Source organism: Micromonospora sp. NPDC048170 (assembly GCF_040652795.1).
Lineage (GTDB): Bacteria > Actinomycetota > Actinomycetes > Mycobacteriales > Micromonosporaceae > Micromonospora.
In genome coordinates this window covers 172,455-194,762 of the sequence record NZ_JBEZMR010000003.1, presented here as the reverse complement: position 1 = coordinate 194,762, position 22,308 = coordinate 172,455, and the positions used below count along the sequence as shown (strand labels likewise).

Genomic DNA, 22,308 nt, shown 5'->3' with positions numbered 1-22,308 from the left:
ACCGCGCCCCTAGGCTGATCATGTGGTCGCGGCGCTGGAGCTCTACCTGGACACCGACGCCACCCGACGGATCCGGGTGCTCTGGGACGCGCTGGAATCCGAGGGCGTGCAGAGCATGCGTTCGCTGCTGGAGCGGCGTCACCGGCCGCACGTCTCGCTCGCCGTCGCGCCCCGCTTCGATCCGGAGCGGGTCGCGGCGGCGCTGCACGGGACGGTGGTGGCGGCGCCGCTGCGGCTGAGCTTCCAGCACGCCGGGCAGTTCGTCGGCCGGGTGCTGTGGCTGGGCCCGACCCCCACCGCCGAACTGCTCGCGCACCACTCGCTGGTGCACGGCCGGCTGGCCGAGGCGGGGATCGGGCTGGTCGAGCACTACCAGCCGGGGCGCTGGGTGCCGCACTGCACGCTGTCGATGCGGGTGCCGAACGCCCTGATGGCCGCAGCGGTGCGCCGCTGCCTGGAGGTGCTGCCGCTGGAGGCGACAGTGGTCGGGGCGGCCCTCACCGACCATGCCCGGGGCATCTGCCACCCGCTGCCCTAGCCGACCGACGCCGACGATGTCGGTGCCGCCCCGTACGGTCTGCGGTCGTGAGTGTGACGAGCGATCCGTTCGGCTTCCTGGTCCTCGGTAACGTCGCCATCGCCGTGGCCACGGTCGACGCCCTCGACGAGCAGCGCCGCCGGCAGTTGGGCACCGAACTGGTGGCGCACGTGCGCCGGCGGCGCGACAACTGGTGGCAGGGCACCCAGGCGACGGCCCTGGCCGTTGCGGCCGTCGGCTGCCTGCCCACCGCGGCGAAGGTCGCCGAGCTGTTGGGCCGGCGCTCCGTGTTCCTGCGCTGCGCGGATCCGGTTCCCGTGATCGGGGTGGCCCGGCGGCGGGGCGTCACCTGGCTGCCGGAGCTGGCCCGCCGGCTCGCCGCCCGGCTCGACCGGACGGATCCGGCGGAGGGCTGGAGCTTCGTCGCGGACCTGCTCACCGCCGAGAACGTCCCGCCGCCCACCGACGACCTCTTCGTGGAGGGCTGGGTCGCGACGATGGCGTGGCCGCCGGAGCCGTCGCAGTCGCTCCCGCTGCTGGAGCGGCTGCGCGCGGATCCGTTCCTGGTCGCCCTGGTGCCCCGGCTGTTCGAGGTGGACGGCATCGGCACCCGGCTGCCGTCCACCGATTTCCGGGGCATCGAGGAGACGGGCCTGCCGGGTGCGCTGGCGATACTGGCCGGCGAGGGTCGGTTGGCCCGCGCGGAGCTGCTCGACGGGTGCGTCAGCCGGTTCCTACGCGGCGACCGGCTGGCCGCGCTGCGACCGTTCGTCGCGCTGCACGCCCTGCTCGCGCCCACCGCCGCCGAGATCGGCGAGCGGCGTGCCACCTACCTACGCCTGCTCGCCGACGCGCCCACGCCGGTGGCGACGCTGGCGCAGAAGGCGTTGCGGAGCCTGGACGACGTGGAGTTCGACGCGCTCCTCGACGCGTCCCGGGCCGTGCTGGCCCGGCCGGACAAGACACTGGTCCGCGCACAGCTCAGTTGGCTGGACCAGCTCGCCCGCCGGCACCGCGACCGGGCCGCCGAGGTCGCCGCCGTGCTCGCGACGGGCGTCGAGCACCCGGCGGGTGACATCCGCGACCGGTCCGGCGCGCTGGCCGCCCGGCACGGGCACCGGGCCGCCCCGCCCGTCGTGACCACCCCGGTGGGCGAGAGTCTCCCGCCGCCGTCCCCCGTCGCGCCGGCACCGGCACCGATCACCGACCCCGACGAACTGGCGGAGGAGGTCGTCGCAGGCCCCATCCGTTCGGCGCTGGTGCTGGAGCGGATCCTCGACGCCGTCGTACGCCTCGCCGGGAACGACCGGCAGCGGCTGGGCGCGGCCCTCGCCCCGGTGCTGCGCCGGGAGCCGGGCCGCTTCGGGGGCGGGGAACACCAGTGGGACCCGTGCTGCCTGTGCGGCCTCGTCGGCGACGTGCTGCACGCGGCCGCCGACCCGCTCGCGGCGGACGCCCGGCGGGCCCGGTGGGCCACCCCGCTGGCGGCCTGGCCGGGCGCCGTTCCCGGCGCGGCGGGCGAGGTCGCCCTCCCGACCCCGCCCGTCAATTCCCGGCTGCCGGCGCCGCAGCGCCTCCTGCGCGCCCGGCTCGCCGAGATCGGCAGCCTGGTCGGCGCACCGCACGCGGGCCTGCTCGCCGCGCCCACCCTCGCGAACGGCGCACTCGACCCGGCCACCCTCCACGAACGGCTGGCGCGCCTCGGCGACCGGGATCCGTGGTCGACGGACCTGACCCAGGCGCTGCTGCGGCTGCCCGCCGTCGTCGACGAGCCGCTCGCCGCCCGGGCCGCGGCGCTGCGTACCCCGGCGGGCGACCGGCTCGCCGCCTGGTTGCGTGGCGGCGGGCTGCCGCCTCCGACGCACCGGGTCGTCACCGTGCGACGTCGGTTGCCGCCCGACTGGAAGGCCCGCGGGCTGCCGCCCCAGCGGACGCACGTGGAACTCGCTGCGCCGGACGCCTTCGCCGATCCGCTCGGCCTGCTCACCGTGGGGCCGCCGACCAGCACGTGGCACGGCGACTGGGTGGCGTTCTGGCCGGCGGCGCTGCCGGGCTACCGGGGCCTGGTCGCCGCCCACGTGCTGCCGACCGTCGCGAGCGGCGCCGGCGACGGCGTCTCGGGCACCGCCGCCGTCCTGCCGTTGCTCGCCGAGGGCACCGGGACCGGCGGCCCGGCCCTCGACCTGGCGCTGGCCTACGGGCTCGGCTCCCGGCACCAGGCCGACCAGGTCGCCGCGCTGGACGCGCTGCTCCTGCTGGCCGCCAGCGGTGACCTCGATGCGGCGGCGGTCGGTACGCACCTCGGCACCCTGGCCGCCGACGGCGTGTTCCCTTCCTCCCGGGCGCTCCGGCCGCTGCGGGACGCGGCGGCGGCCGGTGCCCCGCTGACCGTCTGGCGTCTCCTCGCCGCGGCCCTGCCCGCCGTGCTCGCCGCGTCGCCCCCGCCGCGCGGCACCCCGGATCTGCTCACCCTGGCCGCCGAGACGGCCGACGCGACCGACGTACGGATCGGGGTGCCGGGCCTGGCGGACGTCGCCGCCCGGGGCGGTTCGCCCCGTCTGGCCACCGAGGCACGCCGGCTGGCCACGATCCTCGAGCGGTAGGGCGACAGGCCCGCCGGCCGTCCGCTCGTCGACGGCGGTGGCCCCGGGCACGCACCCAGTCGCCGGGCTCGCACGCGGACCCGGACCCGCCGCTTGTCCGCGTCACGCCCGGGGGTGGATCCTGGAAGGAATCGACAGATACGAATCTATGGAGGTTCGATGCGTCGTCTCCCGCTCGCCCTGCTCCTGCTCGCCGGGCTGCTGCTCGGTCCACCGGCGCCCGCCCACGCCGCCCCCGACCACGGCGGGGCCGCCCCCGACCAACACGCCGCCCGCGCCGCGGCCACGCTCGCGGAGGTCCGCACCGCCGGCACCGCCTGGGGGCTCGACCCCGCCACCGGACGGATGACCCTGACCGTCGACGACACCGTCTCCGCCCGGGACATGGCCGCGCTGCGGGCGACCGCCAGCCGGGCCGGTGCGGTACTCCGCCGGGAACCGGGTGAGCTGCGCATCCTCATCGCCGGCGGGCAGGCTATCTACGCCGGGGGCGGGCGGTGTTCCCTCGGCGCCAACGTCCGCAGCGGCACCACCTACTACTTCGTCACCGCCGGCCACTGCACCGCCGCCGCCTCCACCTGGTACGCCGACGGCGCACAGAGCACCGTCCTCGGCACCCGGGCGGGCAGCAGCTTCCCCGGCAACGACTACGGGCTGGTCCGCTACACCGGCCGGGTCTCCCATCCCAGCGCCGTCCACACCTATCCGGGGCTGCTCACCGTCCCCGGCGCCGGCAACGCGTACGTCGGCCAGGCGGTCTGCCGCAGCGGCGCCACGACCGGGGTGCGCTGCGGAACGGTCACCGGGCTCAACGCGACCGTCAACTACGCCCAGGGCAGCGTCTCCGGCCTGATCCGGACCAACATCTGCGCCGAGCCGGGCGACAGTGGCGGGCCGCTCTACGTCGCCGCCACCGGCGTCGTCCTCGGCATCCTCTCGGGAGGCAGCGGCAACTGCACCAGCGGCGGCACCACCTACTACCAGCCGATCACCGAGATCCTGGCCGCGTACGGCGTGACGATCCCCTGAGCCGGACCGCCCGCAGGCCGGCCCGACCCGCGTAACAGGTCGGGCCGGGCCGGTCGTCGGGGTCGAACTCCGTGAGCGGCGGCCCACAGTGGCGCTCAGGCGGCCCGTGGGGTGAGGAGGTAGTCGTCGGCGTCGGGGCTCCACCGCAGGTCGACGACGCCGCTGGTGGCGGCCGCCTTGCAGAACTGGAGGAAGCTGCGGTAGCCCAGCTTCTTCTCGCTGAAGTCGGGCCGCGCCCGGCGCAGCTGGTTCTTGAGACCGGAGAGGGCCACCGCCCCCTCGTCGCCGGCCAGGTCCGCCACCACCGAGCCGAGCAGCCCGAACGCGACCTCGCGGTCGCCGTGCTCGGGCAGGGAGACCTCGGGATCGCCCTTGGCGGGCCCCTCCCCCAGCTCGATGACGTTGTGCTGGGCGAGGTGCCGCAGAAGCTCACCGAAGGTGCGGAAGCCGTAGTCGGACTCGCTGAACGTCGGATCCTTGCGGAGCAGGGTGCGCTTCAACGTCGAGGCGGTCACCTCGCCGCTGGAGCTGCCCTGGAGGCCTGCGACGGTCTGGGCCACGAGCACGGCGAGGGTGTCGACGTCCCGGGCGGCCTCGTCGGGGGCCGGCAGAGGCTCGGGCTCCTGCTCCGGCTCGATCCGCGGCACGTCCGGGCTGGGCTGCCGGGCCGGGCGGCCCCGTCTGGCCCGGGCCGGGGGGATGTCGACGCCCTCCAGCCGGTCGTAGTAGAGGAACTCGTCGCAGGCGGGCGGCAGCAGCGCCGAGGTCGACTTCTCCACCCCGACGCCGATGACGCGCTTGTTCAGCTCGCGGAGCTTGTGCACCAGCGGGGTGAAGTCGCTGTCGCCCGTGCAGATCACGAACGTCGAGATGTAGCCCCGTTCGAAGGCCAACTCCACCGCGTCGACAGCCATCTTGATGTCGGCGGCGTTCTTGCGCGACGCCCCCATCCGCTGGGGTATCTCGATGAGTTCGACGTGCGACCGGGTGAGCATCCGCCGGTCCTCGTCGAAGTACGACCAGTCCGCGTACGCACGGCGCACCACCACCCGGCCGCGTTCGGCGAGCGCGTCGGCGATGGGACGGAGGTCGAAGGACGCGCCGTCGAGGTGGTCGCGTGCCCCGAGCGCGAGGTTCTCGTAGTCGAGGAACAGGGCGATTCGGTCCTCTTGATCCACGTGACCACCCTACGCCGCCGCCGGGCCGGCGACCGGCCACCCGACGGGCCGCGGGCGGCGATTCCCCTGCTGGCGGGCCGCCGGGACGATCGCGGGGGTAGTGCTGGGCATACCCCGGGACTACGCCCAGACGGCTGGGTCGGCGTCCTGGCCGCGATTAGCGTCTACGGCATGACGACAGCACCTGCGCGCCTGGCCGTGGCCCTGCGCCGGCCCGGATACCTGCTCTCCGCCTGGCCGTGGCGGGCGCTCGCCTACGTGGTCACCACCGTGCCGGTCGCGGGCGTGCTCTCGGTCGGGTTGCTCGTCGTCGGGGCGCCCATGCTGGCGGCCGTCAACGCCGCACAGCGGGGCCGCCCGGTCGAGCTTTCCCTCGTGCTGTTCCTGACCGTCGGCGCGCTGATGACGCTGGCGTCGGCCCCGGTCGTGAGCATCGCCGTGACCGCGGTCGAGCGGCAGCGTCTGGGCATCGTGGACCGGCGCCCGCTGCCCGACTACCGCTGGCGGGGCCTGGCCGCCCGTTACACCAGCGCCGCCGCGTGGCGGGAGGTCGCCCACACGTTCTGGCTGGGCGGCCTGGTGCCGCTGCTGTACTGGCTGTTCGCCCTGCTCGTGCTGCTCGACCTCACGCTGGTCGCCAGCCCGTGGCTGGCCGGCGACGCCGACGAGGTCATCGTGGTCTGGAGCACCGTCGACAGCCCCGGCGAGGCCGTCCCGTACGCCGTCGTCGGGATCCTGCTCGCCCCGGTGCTCTGGTACGGACTGGGGGCACTCGCCGCGGCCCAGGCCGCGATGGCGCGGTGGTTGCTCGGCGGGCCGGCCGACGGGGTGGCGCTGCGGGAGGTCACCCGGTCCCGGGCCCGGCTGGTCGACGCGTACGAGGCCGAACGCCGCCGCATCGAACGCGACATGCACGACGGCGCGCAGACGCGGCTGACCAGCCTCACCCTCCAGTTGGGCCTCGCCCGGCTGGACGTGCCCGAGGACTCGCCCGCCGCCGCTCCGCTCGCTGTCGCACACGACCAGGCCAGGAACCTGATGGTCGAGCTGCGTCAGATCGTGCAGGGCATCCGCCCGCAGAGCCTCACCGACCTCGGCCTGGCCGGCGCGGTACGGGAGTTGGCCGGCGAGGCCACCATCCCGGTCACCGTCCACACCGACCTCGGGCGACCACTGCCCGAACTCGTCGAGAGCACCGCCTACTTCGTGGTGTCGGAGTCGCTGAGCAACGTCCTCCGGCACGCCGGGGCGACCCGGGCCGAGATCCGGCTCGCCGTGGCCGGCGGCGCACTCGTCGTGGAGGTCTCCGACGACGGTCACGGCGGCGCCGACCCGGCGCGCGGCACCGGCCTGACCGGCCTCGCCGACCGGGTCGCCGCGACCGGTGGGCGGCTGCTGCTCGCCAGCCCGGCCGGCGGGCCCACCCTCGTACGCGTGGAACTGCCGTGCGACCGATGACGCGGGTCGTGCTCGCCGAGGACGAGGTCCTCCTGCGCGAGGGCCTCGTCGGCCTGCTGGCCAGGTTCGACTTCGAGGTGGTGGCCACCGTCGGCTCGGCGCCGGCACTGCGGGAGGCGGCCCGGGCGCACGAGCCCGACCTCGTGGTGACCGACATCCGGATGCCGCCCGGCCTGCGCGACGACGGTCTGCGCGCCGCCGTCGCCCTGCGCGACGAACGCCCAGGGCTGGCCGTCATGGTGCTGAGCCAGCACGTGCAGGCCGAGTACGCCTCCGCCCTGCTCGACAGCGGCGACGGCCGGGGCGTCGGCTACCTGCTCAAGGACCGCGTCGCCGACGTCGCCGACTTCGCCGGGCACCTGCGCACCGTCGCCGCCGGCGGCACGGTCGTCGACCCCGACGTCGTACGGCGGCTGCTGCACCGCCCGCGCGACCCGCTCGCGGCCCTGTCCGCCCGGGAGCGGGAGGTGCTGACGCTGCTCGCCGAGGGCCGCTCCAACGCCGCGATCGCCGCGGCGCTGCACGTCACCGAGGCGGCCGTCGGCAAGCACGTCGGCAACGTCCTGGCCAAGCTCGGCCTGCCGCCCAGCGACGACACCAACCGCCGGGTGCTGGCGGCCCTCACCTATCTGCGCGCCGGCCCGCCGCCCCGGTAGCCCGCGACGGCACGGGTCCTCCCCTGCCCGCCGGCCGGGCGGGCAGGGCCGGCTCGCCGAAAGTTGTGCTCCCGATCTCCCGGCGTTCACGCCCACACCGCTAGCATCGCTGTCCATGAATACGAGGAGTAGTACCCGCTCGGGGCCCAGAAGGCTGGCGATGGCGTTCGCGCTGGCCGTCGTGTTGGTGACGCCCGTTGCGGTGACGGCGGCGGCGTCTGCCGCCACCACCCTGACCGTGGCCCAGGCGCTCGCCGCGCAGGACGGTCGGACGGCCACCGTGACCGGCTACGTCATCGGCCAGCCCACCAGCAACACGACGGTGCTCAGGTCCGGCTTCACCTCGGACACCGCGATCGCGATCGCCGACACGGCGGCCGAGACCGGCACGAGCCGGATGCTCTACGTCCAGGTCACCGCCGCCTACCGGAGCGCCTTCGGGCTGCTCGCCAACCCGGGCCTGCGGGGCCAGCGGATCACCACCACCGGCACGTTGACCGCCTACTTCAGCCACGGCGGCCTGAAGAACCCGACGGCGATGACCCTCGGCGGCACCACGCCGTCGCCGAGCCAGTCAGCGACACCGACGCCCAGCCAGTCACCGACACCGACGCCGACCCCCACCGCGCCCGGCGGCGGGTACGACTCCACCTACTACGCCAACGCGATCGGCAAGTCCGGCCCGGCGCTGCGCAGTTCGCTGCACGCGATCATCAAGGTGCAGACGAAGCTCTCCTACGACCAGGTGTGGGAGGCGCTGCGGGACACCGACCAGGACCCGGCCAACAGCAACAACGTCATCCTGCTCTACACCGGGCGCTCCCAGAGCAAGACGAGCAACGGCGGCGGCGTCAACGACTGGAACCGCGAGCACGTCTGGGCCAAGTCGCACGGCGACTTCGGCACCGCCACCGGCCCGGGCACCGACGTGCACCACCTGCGGCCGACCGACGTCTCGGTCAACTCGACGCGTGGCAACAAGGACTTCGACAACGGCGGCAGCCCCGTCGCCGAGGCGCCGGGCTGCTACACCGACGCCGACTCGTGGGAGCCGCGCAACGCGGTCAAGGGCGACGTGGCCCGGATGATCATGTACATGGCGATCCGGTACGAGGGCACCGACGGCTGGCCCAACCTGGAGCTGAACCAGTCGGTCAACAACGGCTCCGCGCCGTACCACGGCAAGATGTCGGTGCTGTTGCAGTGGAACCAGGCCGACCCGCCGGACACGTTCGAGAAGCGCCGCAACCAGCGGATCTACGAGCGCTGGCAGGGCAACCGGAACCCGTTCGTCGACCACCCGGAGTGGGCGACCGCTATCTGGGGCTGACCCGCCACACCGGTGTGTCGCGGCCGGTCCTCCGTCGGGAGGACCGGCCGGCCGGGCAGGCGGTCCACTGCCACCTGCCGTGGCCCCCGCCGCACACGCCGCTCCAGAGCCGGGACCGCCCGGCGGAGGCATCCGGTGGCGGTAGGTGTACCGGCGCCCCGAGGGGGTATCCCGCGCGGTCGGAATCCGTCGGGCAGGGAGGTTCGCGGTGGAGAGTCGGGCCAAGGCGTTGGGCCACGGAATCCATCCCATGATGATCGTTTTCCCGCTGGGGCTGCTCGCCACGGCGGTGATCTTCGACATCCTGTACCTGATCACGGACCGCGCCGGATTCCAGATCTCCGCCGCGTACACCATCGGCGCCGGCGTCATCGGCGGCCTCCTCGCCGCGGTCTTCGGCTTCACCGACTGGCGGGCCATCCCGCCCGGCACCCGCGCCAAGCGGGTCGGCGCGATCCACGGCATCGGCAACGTCGTCGTCGTGCTGCTGTTCGCGGTGAGCTGGCTGGTACGGGCGTCCGCGACGAACTGGGAGCCGAACGCCCTGGCCCTGGCCTGCAGCTTCGTGGGCATCGTCCTGTCCGGGATGACGGCCTGGCTCGGCGGCGAACTGGTCGAGCGGCTGGGCATCGGTGTCAGCGACGGTGCCGGCGTCAACGCGCCGAGCTCCCTGTCCCGTCGTTCCACGGGCCGCGCCCGCGCCTGACCGGTCCACCTGGTGCGTGCCCCGGCGCGGCGGTCGGGCGGCCGGCGCGGCGGCGCTCAGCGCAGGCGGGCGTACGCCAGCGGCAGCGGGCTCGGCTGGCCGCTCCACGTGCCGGTCAGCACCACGCCGTCCGACGCGGTGCCGCCGTCGGGGCGGCGGACGACGGCCAGCTCCACGGAATCCGTGACGATGAGGGTGAGATCGCCCTCCACCACGCGGCGTACGGCCCCGAGCGCCGGGACCTCGGCGCCCCGGGTGCCGCTGCCGGCGATGGCCATCGTCGGATCGCGGTGCTCCCGCCGGCCGTCGACCTCGAAGAACTCCTCCGCCTGCCCGGCGTCGGCGAGCACGGCCGCCGCCAGCGTGGCGGCGTAGACGGGGTCGCCGCAGGCGTCGTAGACCCAGCGGAGACCGAGCACGGAGTGTTCGGTGGTGCCGACGAGGAAGTCGTCGCCGCCGTCCAGGGGTGCGCCACGGTACGTGAGCGGGACCTGGTGGATCGGCCCGTCGCCGGCCCTGAGGAGCAGCGTCTCGACGCCGACGGCGCCGGCCGGGTCGTCGAAGCGGTACGCCGCCACGCGCGCGACGTCGGGGTCGGCCGGCCCCTCGTACCACGGTCGGCCGGGCAGCCACGCCGCCAGGAGAGCGAACTTCGTGGGGTGCATCTCCGCCCGGTGCAGCAGTGCCATACGCCGCATCGTAGGGGCACGGCCGTGCGCCGCGTCGACCGACCGCCACGGCACGCGCGCCCGGCAACCGGGTGGGCCGTCGCTGCCCCCGGGTCACGCGGTGGCGTAGCAGCGCAGCCCGTCGACGTCGGCCCAGGTGAGGCGGCCCTGCGCGACCAGGAGATCCAGGTGCGCTGCGGTCTCGGTGACGGCGAGCATCGCGTTGAACAGGTCGAGGTCGGCCAGCCGGTGCTTTCGCCGGGTCCAGCGCAACTGTCCGGCGACCTCGTACGCCGACCCGGCCCCACGGGCGACGGCGGCCTCCGTCTCGTCGAGCCGCGCGCCGTGGTGCGCGACGAGTTCGTCGACCCGCGCGTGCACGCTCGGGGTCACCGGCCCGTGCGCGGGGAGCAGCAGCGCGTCCGGCCGCTGCCGGACCACCGCGAGCGACCCCAGGAAGGCAGCGAGCGGGTTCGCGGAGAGCACGGCCTCGAACCCGATCGAGGGCGTGATGGTGGGCAGCACGTGGTCGCCGGCGAACAGCAGGTGCGAGGCGGTGTCGTGGAAGACGACGTGGCCGCGCGTGTGGCCCGGCGTCTCGACGACGTGCAGGGTGCGGTCGCCGTGCCTGATCTGCTGACCGTCGTGGAACCAGTCGTCCGGCAGTTCCCAGTCCTCGGTGCTCAGTTGCGCACCGGTCAGCCCCGCCAGCGTGTCGGCCAGCTCGCCGGCGCCCAGCAGACGCAGGTGGCCGAGCTGCTCGGCGAGCGGATTCTGGTGCGGTGCCATGGACATCACCAGGCTCTCGCGTTCGCCGGCGCCGAGGCTCACCCGCATGCCGTACTCGCGGCGCAGGTGCACGGCCTGCGTGTAGTGGTCGCGGTGGACGTGCGTCACGAGGAACCGGCGCACGTCCCCCAGCGAGCAGTCCAGTTCCTTGAGCGCCGCGTCGAGCGCGGTCCTCGCCTCGGCGACCGCCCAGCCGGAGTCGACGAGCACGAGGCCGTCGTCGTCGCGCAGGACGTACACGTTCACCGCGCGCAGGCCGTCGTTGGGCAGCGGCAGCGGCACGCGATGGACGCCGGGGGCGACCTCGTACGTTCCAGGCCTGGTCCAGTCGTCGCGGTTGCCGTTTTCCGTGGTCATGGCCCGACCATAGTTCCGGTTCAGGTTCGCTCCGCCGGCGGTGGCCCGTCCTGGCTCGCCCGCGTGCCCTCGTCGGCGGCCGCGGCGAGGATGGCGACGAAGCGGTCGCACCAGGCCGCCACCGTCGCCCGGTCGAACAGGTCCGTGGAGTACTCCACGACACCCCGCAGGCCACCGTCGTGCGGGGTGACGACCGTGGTGTGGTCACGACGCGCGCAGGCCAGCCCCTGGTCGGTGGCGTGCGCCACGATCCCCGGCAGCCGCACGTCCGGCATGCCGGGATTCCAGCCGAACAGCGTCGTGGCCACCGGTGGCGGCTGGCCGAGCCGCCAGTCCGGGTCGAGGGCCGCGTACACCTCGGCGAGGGGTGCCGGCTGGTGCCGGATCGCGTCGAGGAACGCCTGGTCCATGCCGGCCACCAGCTCCGGGAAGGACGCCGCGCGGTCCAGCGGGGGCCGCAGCAGCAGCGGGCTGGTGAACAGGCCCACGACCGACTCGCCCTCGCGGTTGTCGCGGTGGGCGTACGGGCAGGCGAGCACGATGTCTCGGGTGCCGGTGAGTTCGCGGACGAGCAGCGCGTACCCGCTGGCCAGGACAGGGAACAGGGTCGTGCCGCAGCGCTCGGCGAGGCCGGCCAGGCGGCCGGTCAGCTCACCCGGGACGTCGAAGGTGAACTCGCTGCCCCGACCGGACAGCTGGGCCGGCCGGGGCCGGTCGGTCGGGAGCGACACCGCGCGGGGTGATCCGGCGAGCTGGTCCCGCCAGTACCGCAGGACGGCCGGCGAGACGACAGCCGCCCGTTGCCGGCGCGCATGGTCGACGTAGCGTGCCGTGGGCGCGGCGGGGGCCGTACCCTGACCGATTTCGGCGGCGTAGCCCCTGCCCAGTTCGTCGAGCAGTTGGAGCATCGACCAGCCGTCACCGCACAGGTGGTGCACGACGAGCATCAGCACCCACGAGTCGTCGCCCAGCCGCGCCAGCCGGGCCCGCAACCAGCGTCCGAGGCCGTCCGGGAGGGGCTCGCGGCCGGTCCGCACGCACCACTGCTCGACCTCGCCGGCGGCGAGGTCGAGCACGGGCAGCGTCCCCGGCCTGGCCGCAAGCACCTCCTGGAGCAGCTCGCCGTCACGTTCCACCAGGCGGGTGCGTAACGACTCGTGCCGCGCGACCAGACCGTCGACCGCCCGTTCCAGAGCCGCCACGTCGAGGCGACCGGCGAGGGTCACCCGTACCGCCATGTGCACGGCCGGCGGGTTGGGGGCCTGCCGCTGACGGTGCCACATCATCTCCTGCTGGTGGGTCGCCGGTGCCCGGTCCAGGACCTCGGTCCCGCCGTCCACGGCCAGGTCCCGTGCCATCGCCCGGATGCCCGGGCTGCGCAGCACCCGGTCCACGCCGACCGGCACGTCCAGCAGGTCCGCCAGGCGGTTGGCCAACCGTACGGCTGCCAGGGAGTGACCGCCCGCGGCGAAGAAGGGGACGTCCACGGGCAGCCGGGCGACCCCGATCTCGGCGCACCAGGCGTCGTGGACGAGTCGCTCCATCGCGGTGCGGGGCCGGTCGTCGACGCCGGTCGCCTCGGGCAGCGGCAGCCGGGTCCGGTCCACCTTGCCGTTGTCCGTGGTGGGCAGCGCGTCCAGCAGCACCCAGGCCCGGGGCACGAGGTGTGCGGGAAGGCGCTCGGCCAGCGTGGTGGCCAGCCGCTCGGTGTGGCTCGCCGCCGGTCCGCCGTCGTCGTGCACCACGACGTACGCGACGAGGTACGGCTCGTGGCCCCGGTCGTGCCGGGCGACGACGGTGGCCTGGCGTACCCCGGGCAGCAGCGCCAGCTCCGCGGCGGACTCGCCGGGCTCCGTCCGCTGTCCGGCGATCTTGACCTGGTCGTCCACGCGACCGACGAACTCGAGGGTCCCGTCGCCACGTTCCCGGACCAGGTCTCCCGTGCGGTAGACCCGTGCCCCGGGCAGACAGGGATCGGGCAGGAAGGCGGCGGCGGTCGCCGCAGGCCGGTCGAGATAGCCCCGGGCCACGCCGGCCCCACCGACGTACAGCTCCCCGACCGCCCCCCGTGGCACCGGCACGCCGGTGTCGTCCAGCAGGTGCAGCCGACGGTTGTCGACGGGGGTCCCGATGTCGATGGGCCCTGCGACGTCCGCCCGCACCGGGCCCGCCGTGGTGACGATGCTGCACTCGGTCGGACCGTAGGCGTTGATCACCTCTGCCGGGAACCCTACGGGCGGGCGACGCCGGAGCTGGCTGCCGCCCACGACGAGGGCACGTGGGGCACGGGCGGGCATCGGGAGGGCGAAGACCAGTTCGGCGAGCGGCGCCGGCAGGAAGGCCACCGTGACGCCGCCGTGGGACCACTCCTCGACGAGGGCCGCGGGGTCGGCCCGCACCTCCTCCGGTACGAGATGCACGGTGGCGCCGGCGGCGAGCGCCGGATGGATCTCGGCGAGGTTCGCGTCGAAGCCGAGTCCGAGCGCGTGGCCGACGGTGTCGGCTTCGGTGAGGGCGAGGGCCCGCACGTGCCAGTTGACGGTGTCCACGGCCGCCCGGTGCGGCACCAGGACGCCCTTCGGCCGGCCGGTCGAGCCGGACGTGTGGACGCACCAGGCCACCTGCTCCGCTGCTGGTACCCGACTCGGCGCCGGCAGGTCCGGGTCACCGGGATCCTCGACCCGCAGGCAGACCGCGTCCGTCGGTGGTTCCACGTCCCTCGTGGTGACCAGCAGCCGGGCGCCGCTGTCGGCGAACAGGGTGGCCACCCGGGCGGCGGGCAGCCCTGGATCGAGGGGGAGAAAGCCCGCGCCGGCGATCAGTACGGCGAGTTGAGCGGCGATCAGCTCCGGCCGGCGTGGCACGAGCACCGCGACGAGGTCGTCGGGCACGACGCCCGCCGCGCTGATCCGGCGGGCGAGCAGGTCGGCCCGCTCGCGCAGCTCACGGTACGTCCACCGGGTCGTCCCGCACACCACGGCGACGGCGTCCGGGGTGCGGGCCGCCTGCCGCAGGAACAGCTCGTGCAGCCGGTCGTCGCCGTCGGGCGTCCGCGGCCCGCGCAGGCGACCGGCGGGGTCGTCCAGGTGCGCCGCCAGGCGGGACAACGACTCGTCGGGTTCCCGGGTCGCCCGGTCGAGCAGCCGTTCGACGTAGTCCAGGAACCGGCGCACCGTCGCCCGGTCGAGCACGTCGGTCCGGTACTCGACATGGCAGTGCACGGCGTCGTGGTGCGACAGGTGGACGACCATGTCGACGGGCGCCTTGTCCAGGCCCACCGGGATCAGCTCGGCGGTGACTCCCGGCAGGTCGAACAGGAACGCCGGACTGCCACGCTCGTACTCCACGACCACGTCGAAGAGCGGGTGCCGGCCGGCCTCCCGGTCAGGGGCGAGCGCGCGGACGAGGTCGTCGAAGGGCACACCCGCGTGGTCGTACCCGTCCGCCGAGCGCTGCTGGATCCGGGTGAGCAGCTCCCGGAAGGTCGGATCACCGGTGAGGTCCATACGCAGCGGCACGGTGTCGACGAAGAACCCGATCAGGCCCGCGGAATCCTCGTCGCGGCCGTTCATGCCGGTGCCGACCACCAGGTCCGGTTGGCCGCTGAACCGGAACAACGCCACCCCGATCGCGCTGAGCAGGGTGGTGAACGGGGTGACCTGCGCGGCCCGACTGAGCTGGCGGATCCGTTCGGTCAGTTCCACCGGGAGCTCCGTGAGGAGGCTCTCGCCGGCCGCCGACACGGTGGCCGGCCGTGGGCGGTCCGAGGGCAGGGCGAGGGGCGGTGGCAGCGGGTCGAGCAGGTCGAGCCAGTACCGCAGGTCGTCGTCCACGCCGTCCCGGCCCGCCCGGGCGCGTGACCGGGCCAGTTCCGGGTAGGAGACCGGCAGCGGGGGCAGCACGGCCCTCGTACCGGCCGACCGGGCCCGGTAGCACGCGCCGACCTCGCGGGTCAGGACGGTGTACGAGCCGCCGTCGGTGGCCAGGTGGTGGAACGACATCACCAGCACGTGGTGTGCCGGGGAGAAGCGCAGCAGCTCGAAGGCGAAGACCGGTCCCTCGACGAGGTCGTACACCCGCGTGCTCTCCCGGGAGATCACCGCCCGCACCACGGCGGCCTCGTCGGCACCGGAGTGTTCCCGTACCGGAAGCTGCACGACTGTCGTGGGCCGGACGACCTGGCACGGTTCCCCGTCGATTTCGCGGTAGGTCGTCCGCAGCGGCGCGTGCCGGTCGACGACGTCCTGCAACGCCCCGCGTAGTGCCCTCGGGTCGAGCGCACCGCGCAGCCGCACGGCCACCCCCTCCGTGTAGGCGGGGGTGCCCGGGTACGCCTGCTCGACCAGCCACAACCGCCGTTGGCCGGGCGTCAGCGGCGCGGTCTCGACGGCCGGCGGTGCGGTGGTGGCGGCCGGTCGGCGGGGCGTGGTCCGCCGCGGCTCGGTGTCGGTGCCGCCACTGGTGCCGGTGCCGCCACCGCCGAGGAGGGTGAGCTGTTCGCGCATCAGGTCCAGCTGGCGGTGCACGATCGCGACGAGGTCGGCGGGCGGGGCAGCCGGCGGGAGCGTCCCGGCCGGGGCGCCGCGGGTCACCGCCTCGGCGAGCCGGCGGGGGGTGTCGACGGTGACGAACAGGTCCCGGACCGGCACCCGTACCCCGAACGCGTGGTCGAGTTCCCGGGCCATGGCGATCAGGAGCAGCGAATCGGCGCCGAGGTCGAGGAAGGTCCGATCCGGCTCGACGTCGCCCACGTCCAGTCCGAGCCGCTCGGCGGTGAGGGCCCGGATGCGCGCCAGCACGGAGTCGGCCCCCGTGTCGGTCCGGCCTGGCGACCGGGGCGGCTGCGGCCCGGCGGCCACCGGCGACCCGACCGCCCCGGACGCGGCGGGCGTGTCGTCGGTGCCGGCCACGTCGGGCGCGGAGACCCAGAATCGCCGGCGCTGGAACGGATAGGCCGGTAGTGGAATCGACCGTCCGCCGCAGTCGGCGGTGAGCGCGGCCCAGTCGACCGGGAACCCCGCCACGTGCAGCTCGGCAACGGCCCGCCACAGCCCGTCGACGGGGTGGCTGTCACGACGCTGGGACGACACCCACCGCAGCTCGGATCCCGTGGCGTGGGCGATGCCGGTCAGCGCCCCGTCCGCGCCCGCCTCGACGACCGATCGAACGCCCTGCTCGGCGAGGGTGGCCACGGCGGCGGCCCAGGCGACCGGTTCGCGCGCCTGCCGGCGCAGGTGATCGGCGTCCGGCAGCCAGCCGGGCGGGCGTACCCGGCCGTCCAGGGTGCTGATCAGGGGCAGGCGGGTGGGTACGAACTCCACCTCCCCGATCGCCTGGCCGAGCCGGTCGAGGATCGCGTCCGTCCCCGTCGAGTGGAACGCCCGGTCGACCGGGAGCGGGCGGGTCGCCACGCCGCGCCGGTCGGCTGCCCGGGCGACCGCCGCCACGGCCTCGGGAGAGCCGGAGAGCACGTGGTTCTCCGCGCCGTTGCGGGCGGCGATCTCCACCGCCGAGCCACGCAGCAGGTCACCGACCGTCCCCTCGTCGGCCAGCACCGCGAGCATCGCGCCCGGAGGCAGTGCGTCCCGCATGAGGATGCCCCGGCGGGCAGCCAGCCCGACCGCGTCGGTCAGGGACAGCGCACCGGCCACGACCAGGGCGGCGTACTCCCCCACGCTGTGCCCGAGGACGATGTCCGGGGTGAGCCCCCACGACGCCCACAGCTCGGCGAACGCCACCGCGGTGACCACCAGCGCCGGCTGGGCCACGTCGGTCGGGTGCCCCGTGCCGCCGGGACGCTCCCGCAGCCGGGCGACGAGGTCGCCACCGGTCGCCCGGCGGTACGCGTCGGCCCCCTCGTCCAGCACGTCCCGCGCGACCGGGAACCGATCGGCGAGATCGAGGATGACGCAACGACGTTCGCCCTGCCCGGGGAACGCCAGCGCGACCGGGGTGACGCCCTCGGGCTCCGCCCGGCCGGACAGCACCTCGGCCGCCGCGCCCGTCGCCACGTACCGGTCGAGACCGTCGGCCAGTGCGGCGGCGGAGGTGCCGAGCGCGACCAGGCGGTGCCGGAGGTGACGTCTGCGCCGCCCGGCGCTCGTGACCAGGTCGGACAGCGGCAGCCCGGGATCCTTCCGGAGCAGGTCGCGATGGCGGGCAGCCAACTCCACCAGCGCCGCCGGGTCGGCCGCCGACAGGGGCAGCAGTCCCGGCGCGGGGTGGGCCGGCAGCTCGTCCGGTCGACGTCGGGCCGCCTGGGGCGGTTCCTCGACGATGACGTGGGCGTTCGTGCCGCCCACCCCCAGCGCGCTGACCGCCGCCCGGCGTGGCCGCAGATCCGCCGGCCAGTCCGTGCCGCGGGTGGCCACCGTGAAGGGACCGTCGGCGAGGTCGATCGCCGGATTCGGCCGGACGAAGTTGATCTGTGGGGCGACCCGACCGGAACGCACGGTCAGGATCGTCTTGATCAGGCCGGCCATGCCCGCGCAGCTGTCCAGGTGACCGATGTTCGCCTTCACCGAACCGAGGAACGCTCGACCGCCGGCGTACGCCTCGGCGAGGGCGTGGTGCTCCACCGGGTCGCCCAGGGCCGTGCCCGTGCCGTGCGCCTCGACGTACCCGACCGACTCCGCCGGGATCCGTGCGGTGGCCAGCGCCCGCCGGGCGACGTCGACCTGGCCGGCCACCCCCGGTGCGGTGAAGCCCACCTTGCCGGCGCCGTCGTTGTTGACGGCCGAGCCGATGATCACCGCGTGGACGCGGTCCCCGTCGGCGAGGGCCCGGTCGAGCGGCTTCAGCACCACGGCGGCGACGCCGCTGCCGCCGACCGTTCCGTCGGCGTCTGCGTCGAAGGGGCGGCATCGACCGCTCGCCGACAGGATCGAGCCCGGGGCGTGCCGGTAGCCCGTCACCTGCGGCACGTGCACGGCAACGGCACCGGCGACAGCCTGGTCGGCCTCGCCGTCGAGCAGCGCCCGCACCGCCAGGTGCACCGCCACGAGCGAGGTCGAGCAGGCGTTCTGCACGTTTATCGCCGGCCCCGTCAGCCCCAGCCGGTACGCCACCCGGGTCGCCAGGAAGTCCGGTTGGTTGCCGAGCGCCACGCCGATGGAGTCGGCCGGATCGGCGGATCCGGCCCGGTGCTGGAGCTGGCGAAGGTAGGTGTGCTGCGGGTAGAGGTTCATGCCGCTGCCCGCGTACAGGCCGGTCCGCAGGCCCTGGTCGTCGCCCGGATGCCCGGCGTCCTCCAGCGCGTGGTGACAGGTCTCCAGGAACAGCCGGTGCTGCGGGTCGAGCAGCTCCGCCTCTCGGGGGCTGATCGAGAAGAAGCCCGCGTCGAAGCCGGCGATGTCGCCGTCGAGGACCCCGCTGGCCGCCACGAAGTCGGGGGCGTCGACGGTGTCCCGCGGGGTTCCCGCCGCGACGAGTTCGTCCGGCGTGAAGGTGCGGACGCTCTCCACTCCGGCGGTCAGGTTCGCCCAGTACTCGTCGACCGTGCGCGCCCCGGGAAACCGGACCGCCATGCCGATGACCGCGATCCGCCGGTCCCGTACCGGTCCGCCGGTGGGCTCCGCTGCCGGTGTGGCCGCCGGGGCGGCGAGGTGTGCGCTGAGCGCGTCGATCGTCGGGTGGGCGAAGATCACCGGTTGCGGGACCCGACGGTCCAGTGCCCGCTCCAGGCGGGTCCGGAGACGGACGATCTCGACCGAGCCGATGCCGAGTTCGTAGAACGGACGCGCCGGGTCGACCGGACCGCCGGCCAGGTCGCTGAGGATGCCCGTCAGCAGCGCGCGGACCTCCGCCCTGCCCGGTCCGGCCGGTGGCGCCGACGCGATGGCCGCCCGCGGCCCGGCCGGCGTGGTGGCCGCCCGCCGCCCGACGCGCGTCCGGTCGTCCAGGAGCCGCCGGACCAGTTCCGCGCGCCGGATCTTCCCCCCGGAGGTACGTGGAAACTGCTCCGCGGCCACCGGCAGCACCTGCCCGGGCACGACCTGCCAGCGTCGGGCCACCGCCGCGCCCACCGCCCCGGCCACCCCCGCCCGGGTCACGTCGGCGTCGTCGTCGGGCACGTAGAAGATCGCCAGCGACTCGGTGCCGGTGCGGGGCTCCGGTACGCCCACGGCGGCCACCAGGCCGCGCCGCACCCCGTCGACCTCCCCTGCCACCTGCTCGACCTCGTGACAGGGGAGGTTGTTCCCGTTGATGATGATCATTTCCTTCGCCCGGCCGGTGATGGTGATCCGACCGTCCCGCATGAAGGCGAGGTCGCCGGTCTCCAGCCAGCCGTCGCCGTCGGGAAAGGCCAGCCGGGTCGCCTCCGGGTCGGCGAGGTACCCGGGCGTGACCCGCGCCGACGAGACCTGGAGCCGGCCGACGCGGCCCTCGGGAAGCACCGCGCCGGCGGTGTCCAGGATCCGCAGGGTGGTCCCGGGGGCGGGCAGCCCGACGGAGACGAACTCGGTGATGTCGTCGGGGTCGTCGTCCCCGGCGCACTCCAGGTCGCCGCCGAGGCTCGCCGTACGGACCCGGAGGCGGGCGCCGGGCTCGGCGAAGGAGACGAAGGTGATCGCGGTGCAGGTCTCCGACATGCCCCAGGCCGGCGTCATCGCCTCCGTCGGCACGCCGGTGGCGGCGACGAACGCCTCGATGGTCTCCGCCAGGCACTGTTCCCCACCGGTGAGCACGCGCCGTACCCCACCGAGGTCCCACGGTCGCCCGGGGGCGCGGGCGACCGCGTCGACCACGAGCCGCAGGCCGAAGTTCGGTGCCCAGCTGTGCGTGACCCGGTGCCGCCGCATCAGTTCCAACCACCGCAGCGGATCGTCGAGCACCCGCTCGGTGGCGACGTGGATGGACGTGGCGCCGAGGAAGACGCCGCCCAGGTGGTAGAGGAGCAGGCCGGCGGAGTGGTCCAGCGGCAGCCAGTTGAGCAGGACGTCCGCCGGACCGACGTCGAGCATCGTCCGGGCGCCGACGGCGTACTCCGAGAGCCCCCGGTGCGTCAACGGGATCACCTTCGGCCGCCCGGTGCTGCCCGAGGAGAGCTGTAGCAGCGCCACCGCCTCCGGATCGGTGACCGCCGGGACGTCCACCGCTCCCGGGTCGGCGCCGGGACCGGGACGGTCGGGACCGCCCGTCGTGGTCAGATCCGGCACCGCGACCACCTGGTCCCGCAGCGCCAGCCGGGCCAGCACGTCGAGGTCCTCCGGCCCGGCCAGGACCACGGGTTCCCCCAGCACCCGCCAGGCGTGCACAAGGGCGGTGACGGTCAGGTTGTCCGCGTCGTACCCCGTCGGCGCGCCGACGGTGAGCGGCACGATCCCGCCGAGCACGCAGCCCCAGAACGTCGGCCAGTACTGCTCGCCGGAGGTGATCCGTAGGATGACGTGGGACCCCCGCCGTAGGCCGCACGCCCGCAGACCGGGCAGCACCGCGCGCGCCCTGGCGAGCAGTTGCACGTGGTCGATGAACTCCTCGCGCCCGTCGGGATCCACGATCCGGACGCCCCCGCGCGGAAAGTTCCGGGCCGCCCGCACCAGCGCCTCGTCCAGGGTGCGGGGATGGTCGGCGGTGCCGGGCAGGTCCCCGCCGTAGCTGACGGCGGCGGGGCGTTCGACGGACGGTCCGGGCTTCACGGTGTCACCTCGGCTTCGTGCGTGGACTGTCGGTACGGGCGGCGCGCCGACGATCGGGCGTGGGAGACGAGGAAGGCGACGGCGGCGGCGAGCGCCAGGCCGTGCGCCACCGCGACCACCGCGAGGGGCGCCAGGCGTTCGAGCGCGAAGGCGCTGACGATCATGCCGATGCCGAAGCCGGCACTCTGCGCCGCGCTGGCCAGGCCGATGAGCTGCGGCAGACGGGACGACTCGACGGCCTGCAACCGGGTGGTGTAGCTGATCTCGGCGTAGCCGTCCGCCGTGCCGGCGGCCAGCGCCAGGGCGACCACCAGCCAGATCGGGGGCCCGGTGAAGGCGAGCACGAACAGCAGCGACATCGCGCAGGTGGCGACGCCGAAGGCCGCCGGCGATCCCGGGCGGGAGGTCCCGGCAGCCCGCCGGGCGTACCACCGGCCGGCGGCGAGACTGCCGAGCGCCCAGGGTGTGGTGAACAGGGCGGCGAACGCGGCGGGGGCGTCGGGCCAGGCCAGGTTCGCGTACACCGGGAGCCCCACGTTGTGCGAGGCGGACCCGAACGCGTCGACGGACCGCACCGCGATCATGGCCAGGACCACCGGGGCGACCGCGGGCAGGAGGCGACGGAGCCCGGCTGCGCGGGGGGAGCCCCCGGCGGGACGGCCGGCGGGACGGGTCACCCCGCGCCAGGCGCCAACCGCGGACAGCAGCAGTGCGGACAGGGCGTACGAGGTCGCGTCGAGCAGGAACACGGTGTGGTAGCCGAGCAGGGTCACGAGAACGCCCGCGCTGCCGAAACCCAGCAGCATGGCCACCGAGCGGGCTGCCACCAGGTTCGCGTTGGCCCGGGCCAGGCCGTCCGAGCCGACCAGCTCGGGCAACCCGCTGCGCAGCGCGACTCCCCACAGTGCCTGGCCTCCGCCGAGGACGACGGCCAGCACAGGGAGCACCGTCGGCTGCGCGGCGGAGGGCATCGCGACCAGCAGCACCAGCACGCCGGCCGCCAGCAGGTCGCTGCCGACCATGAGCCTGGCCCGCGCGTACCGGGCGACCAGCATGCCGGCGACCGGCCCCATCACGAAGCCGGCGCACAGGCGGACCGCCATGAAGATCCCGGTGTACGCGGCGGAGCCCGTGATCTCCAGCGTGAACAGCCCCAGCGCCACCATGTTCAGGAAGCTGCCGTACGTGGACACGGCGTGCGCGGCGATGACGAGCCGGAGCGGACGTACCGAAGAATCCCCCGTTGATCGCACCTGTCGAGATCCGCCCCGGTCCTGATCGTGCGTTGGACCGCCGATCATGCCACCACACGTCTACGTATTTCAATATCTCGAACAGGGCGCCGGGGCGGGGACCGG

Annotated in this window: 12 protein-coding genes; 7 read left to right on the top strand and 5 right to left on the bottom strand. The window is 74.7% G+C overall.

Annotation, left to right across the window (positions count from 1 at the left end; genetic code table 11):
• Window positions 1-22 precede the first annotated feature (22 nt).
• From AB0D32_RS07415 to AB0D32_RS07405, 3 genes are all read left to right on the top strand, one after another.
• Window positions 23-538 (top strand): 2'-5' RNA ligase family protein, encoded by a 516-nt coding sequence (locus AB0D32_RS07415; RefSeq protein ID WP_357086085.1) that lies wholly within the window; start codon window positions 23-25, stop codon window positions 536-538.
• Window positions 539-585: 47 nt separating this feature from the next.
• The gene (locus tag AB0D32_RS07410) at window positions 586-3,141 is read left to right on the top strand and encodes a hypothetical protein (RefSeq protein ID WP_357086083.1); all 2,556 of its coding nucleotides are present in this window, start codon (window positions 586-588) and stop codon (window positions 3,139-3,141) included.
• A gap of 159 nt (window positions 3,142-3,300) precedes the next feature.
• Window positions 3,301-4,170, top strand: coding sequence for a S1 family peptidase (locus AB0D32_RS07405; RefSeq protein WP_357086081.1), 870 nt, complete (start codon window positions 3,301-3,303; stop codon window positions 4,168-4,170).
• Between the two features lie 95 nt (window positions 4,171-4,265).
• Here the strand turns inward: AB0D32_RS07405 and AB0D32_RS07400 are convergent, their stop codons facing one another.
• Window positions 4,266-5,348, bottom strand: a complete 1,083-nt coding sequence (locus tag AB0D32_RS07400; protein ID WP_357086079.1) for a PIN domain-containing protein — start codon at window positions 5,346-5,348, stop codon at window positions 4,266-4,268.
• A gap of 171 nt (window positions 5,349-5,519) precedes the next feature.
• Between AB0D32_RS07400 and AB0D32_RS07395 the strand changes: the two genes are divergently transcribed.
• The 4 genes from AB0D32_RS07395 (at window position 5,520) to AB0D32_RS07380 (ending at window position 9,498) form a co-directional block, all read left to right on the top strand.
• Entirely contained in the window at window positions 5,520-6,806 is a 1,287-nt protein-coding gene (locus AB0D32_RS07395) for a histidine kinase (RefSeq protein WP_357086077.1), read from the top strand.
• A complete protein-coding gene (locus AB0D32_RS07390) occupies window positions 6,794-7,462 on the top strand; it encodes a response regulator transcription factor (protein WP_357086075.1) in 669 nt (222 codons plus the stop codon). The genes AB0D32_RS07395 and AB0D32_RS07390 overlap by 13 nt, the downstream gene beginning before the upstream one ends.
• Window positions 7,463-7,622: 160 nt before the next feature.
• Window positions 7,623-8,792 (top strand): endonuclease, encoded by a 1,170-nt coding sequence (locus AB0D32_RS07385; protein ID WP_357086073.1) that lies wholly within the window; start codon window positions 7,623-7,625, stop codon window positions 8,790-8,792.
• Between the two features lie 208 nt (window positions 8,793-9,000).
• Window positions 9,001-9,498, top strand: a complete 498-nt coding sequence (locus tag AB0D32_RS07380; RefSeq protein ID WP_357086071.1) for a DUF2231 domain-containing protein — start codon at window positions 9,001-9,003, stop codon at window positions 9,496-9,498.
• Between the two features lie 56 nt (window positions 9,499-9,554).
• On the opposite strand, the gene AB0D32_RS07375 is transcribed toward AB0D32_RS07380, so the two are convergent.
• The 4 genes from AB0D32_RS07375 to AB0D32_RS07360 all read right to left on the bottom strand — a co-directional run bounded on the left by AB0D32_RS07375 (window position 9,555) and on the right by AB0D32_RS07360 (window position 22,203).
• Window positions 9,555-10,187, bottom strand: a complete 633-nt coding sequence (locus tag AB0D32_RS07375; RefSeq protein ID WP_357086069.1) for a hypothetical protein — start codon at window positions 10,185-10,187, stop codon at window positions 9,555-9,557.
• Window positions 10,188-10,280: 93 nt separating this feature from the next.
• Window positions 10,281-11,312, bottom strand: coding sequence for an MBL fold metallo-hydrolase (locus tag AB0D32_RS07370; protein WP_357086067.1), 1,032 nt, complete (start codon window positions 11,310-11,312; stop codon window positions 10,281-10,283).
• Between the two features lie 20 nt (window positions 11,313-11,332).
• On the bottom strand, window positions 11,333-20,950 hold the full coding sequence (locus AB0D32_RS07365) for an amino acid adenylation domain-containing protein (RefSeq protein WP_357086065.1): 9,618 nt from the start codon (window positions 20,948-20,950) through the stop codon (window positions 11,333-11,335).
• The gene (locus AB0D32_RS07360; RefSeq protein ID WP_357086063.1) at window positions 20,947-22,203 is read right to left on the bottom strand and encodes an MFS transporter; all 1,257 of its coding nucleotides are present in this window, start codon (window positions 22,201-22,203) and stop codon (window positions 20,947-20,949) included. The genes AB0D32_RS07365 and AB0D32_RS07360 overlap by 4 nt, the downstream gene beginning before the upstream one ends.
• Window positions 22,204-22,308 lie beyond the last annotated feature (105 nt).

Coding starts and splice junctions, on each gene's coding strand:
- AB0D32_RS07405 (WP_357086081.1), top strand. CDS start 3,301: ATGCGTCGTCTCCCGCTCGCCCTGCTCCTGCTCGCCGGGCTGCTGCTC.
- AB0D32_RS07395 (WP_357086077.1), top strand. CDS start 5,520: ATGACGACAGCACCTGCGCGCCTGGCCGTGGCCCTGCGCCGGCCCGGA.
- AB0D32_RS07385 (WP_357086073.1), top strand. CDS start 7,623: ATGGCGTTCGCGCTGGCCGTCGTGTTGGTGACGCCCGTTGCGGTGACG.
- AB0D32_RS07375 (WP_357086069.1), bottom strand. CDS start 10,187: ATGGCACTGCTGCACCGGGCGGAGATGCACCCCACGAAGTTCGCTCTC.
- AB0D32_RS07370 (WP_357086067.1), bottom strand. CDS start 11,312: ATGACCACGGAAAACGGCAACCGCGACGACTGGACCAGGCCTGGAACG.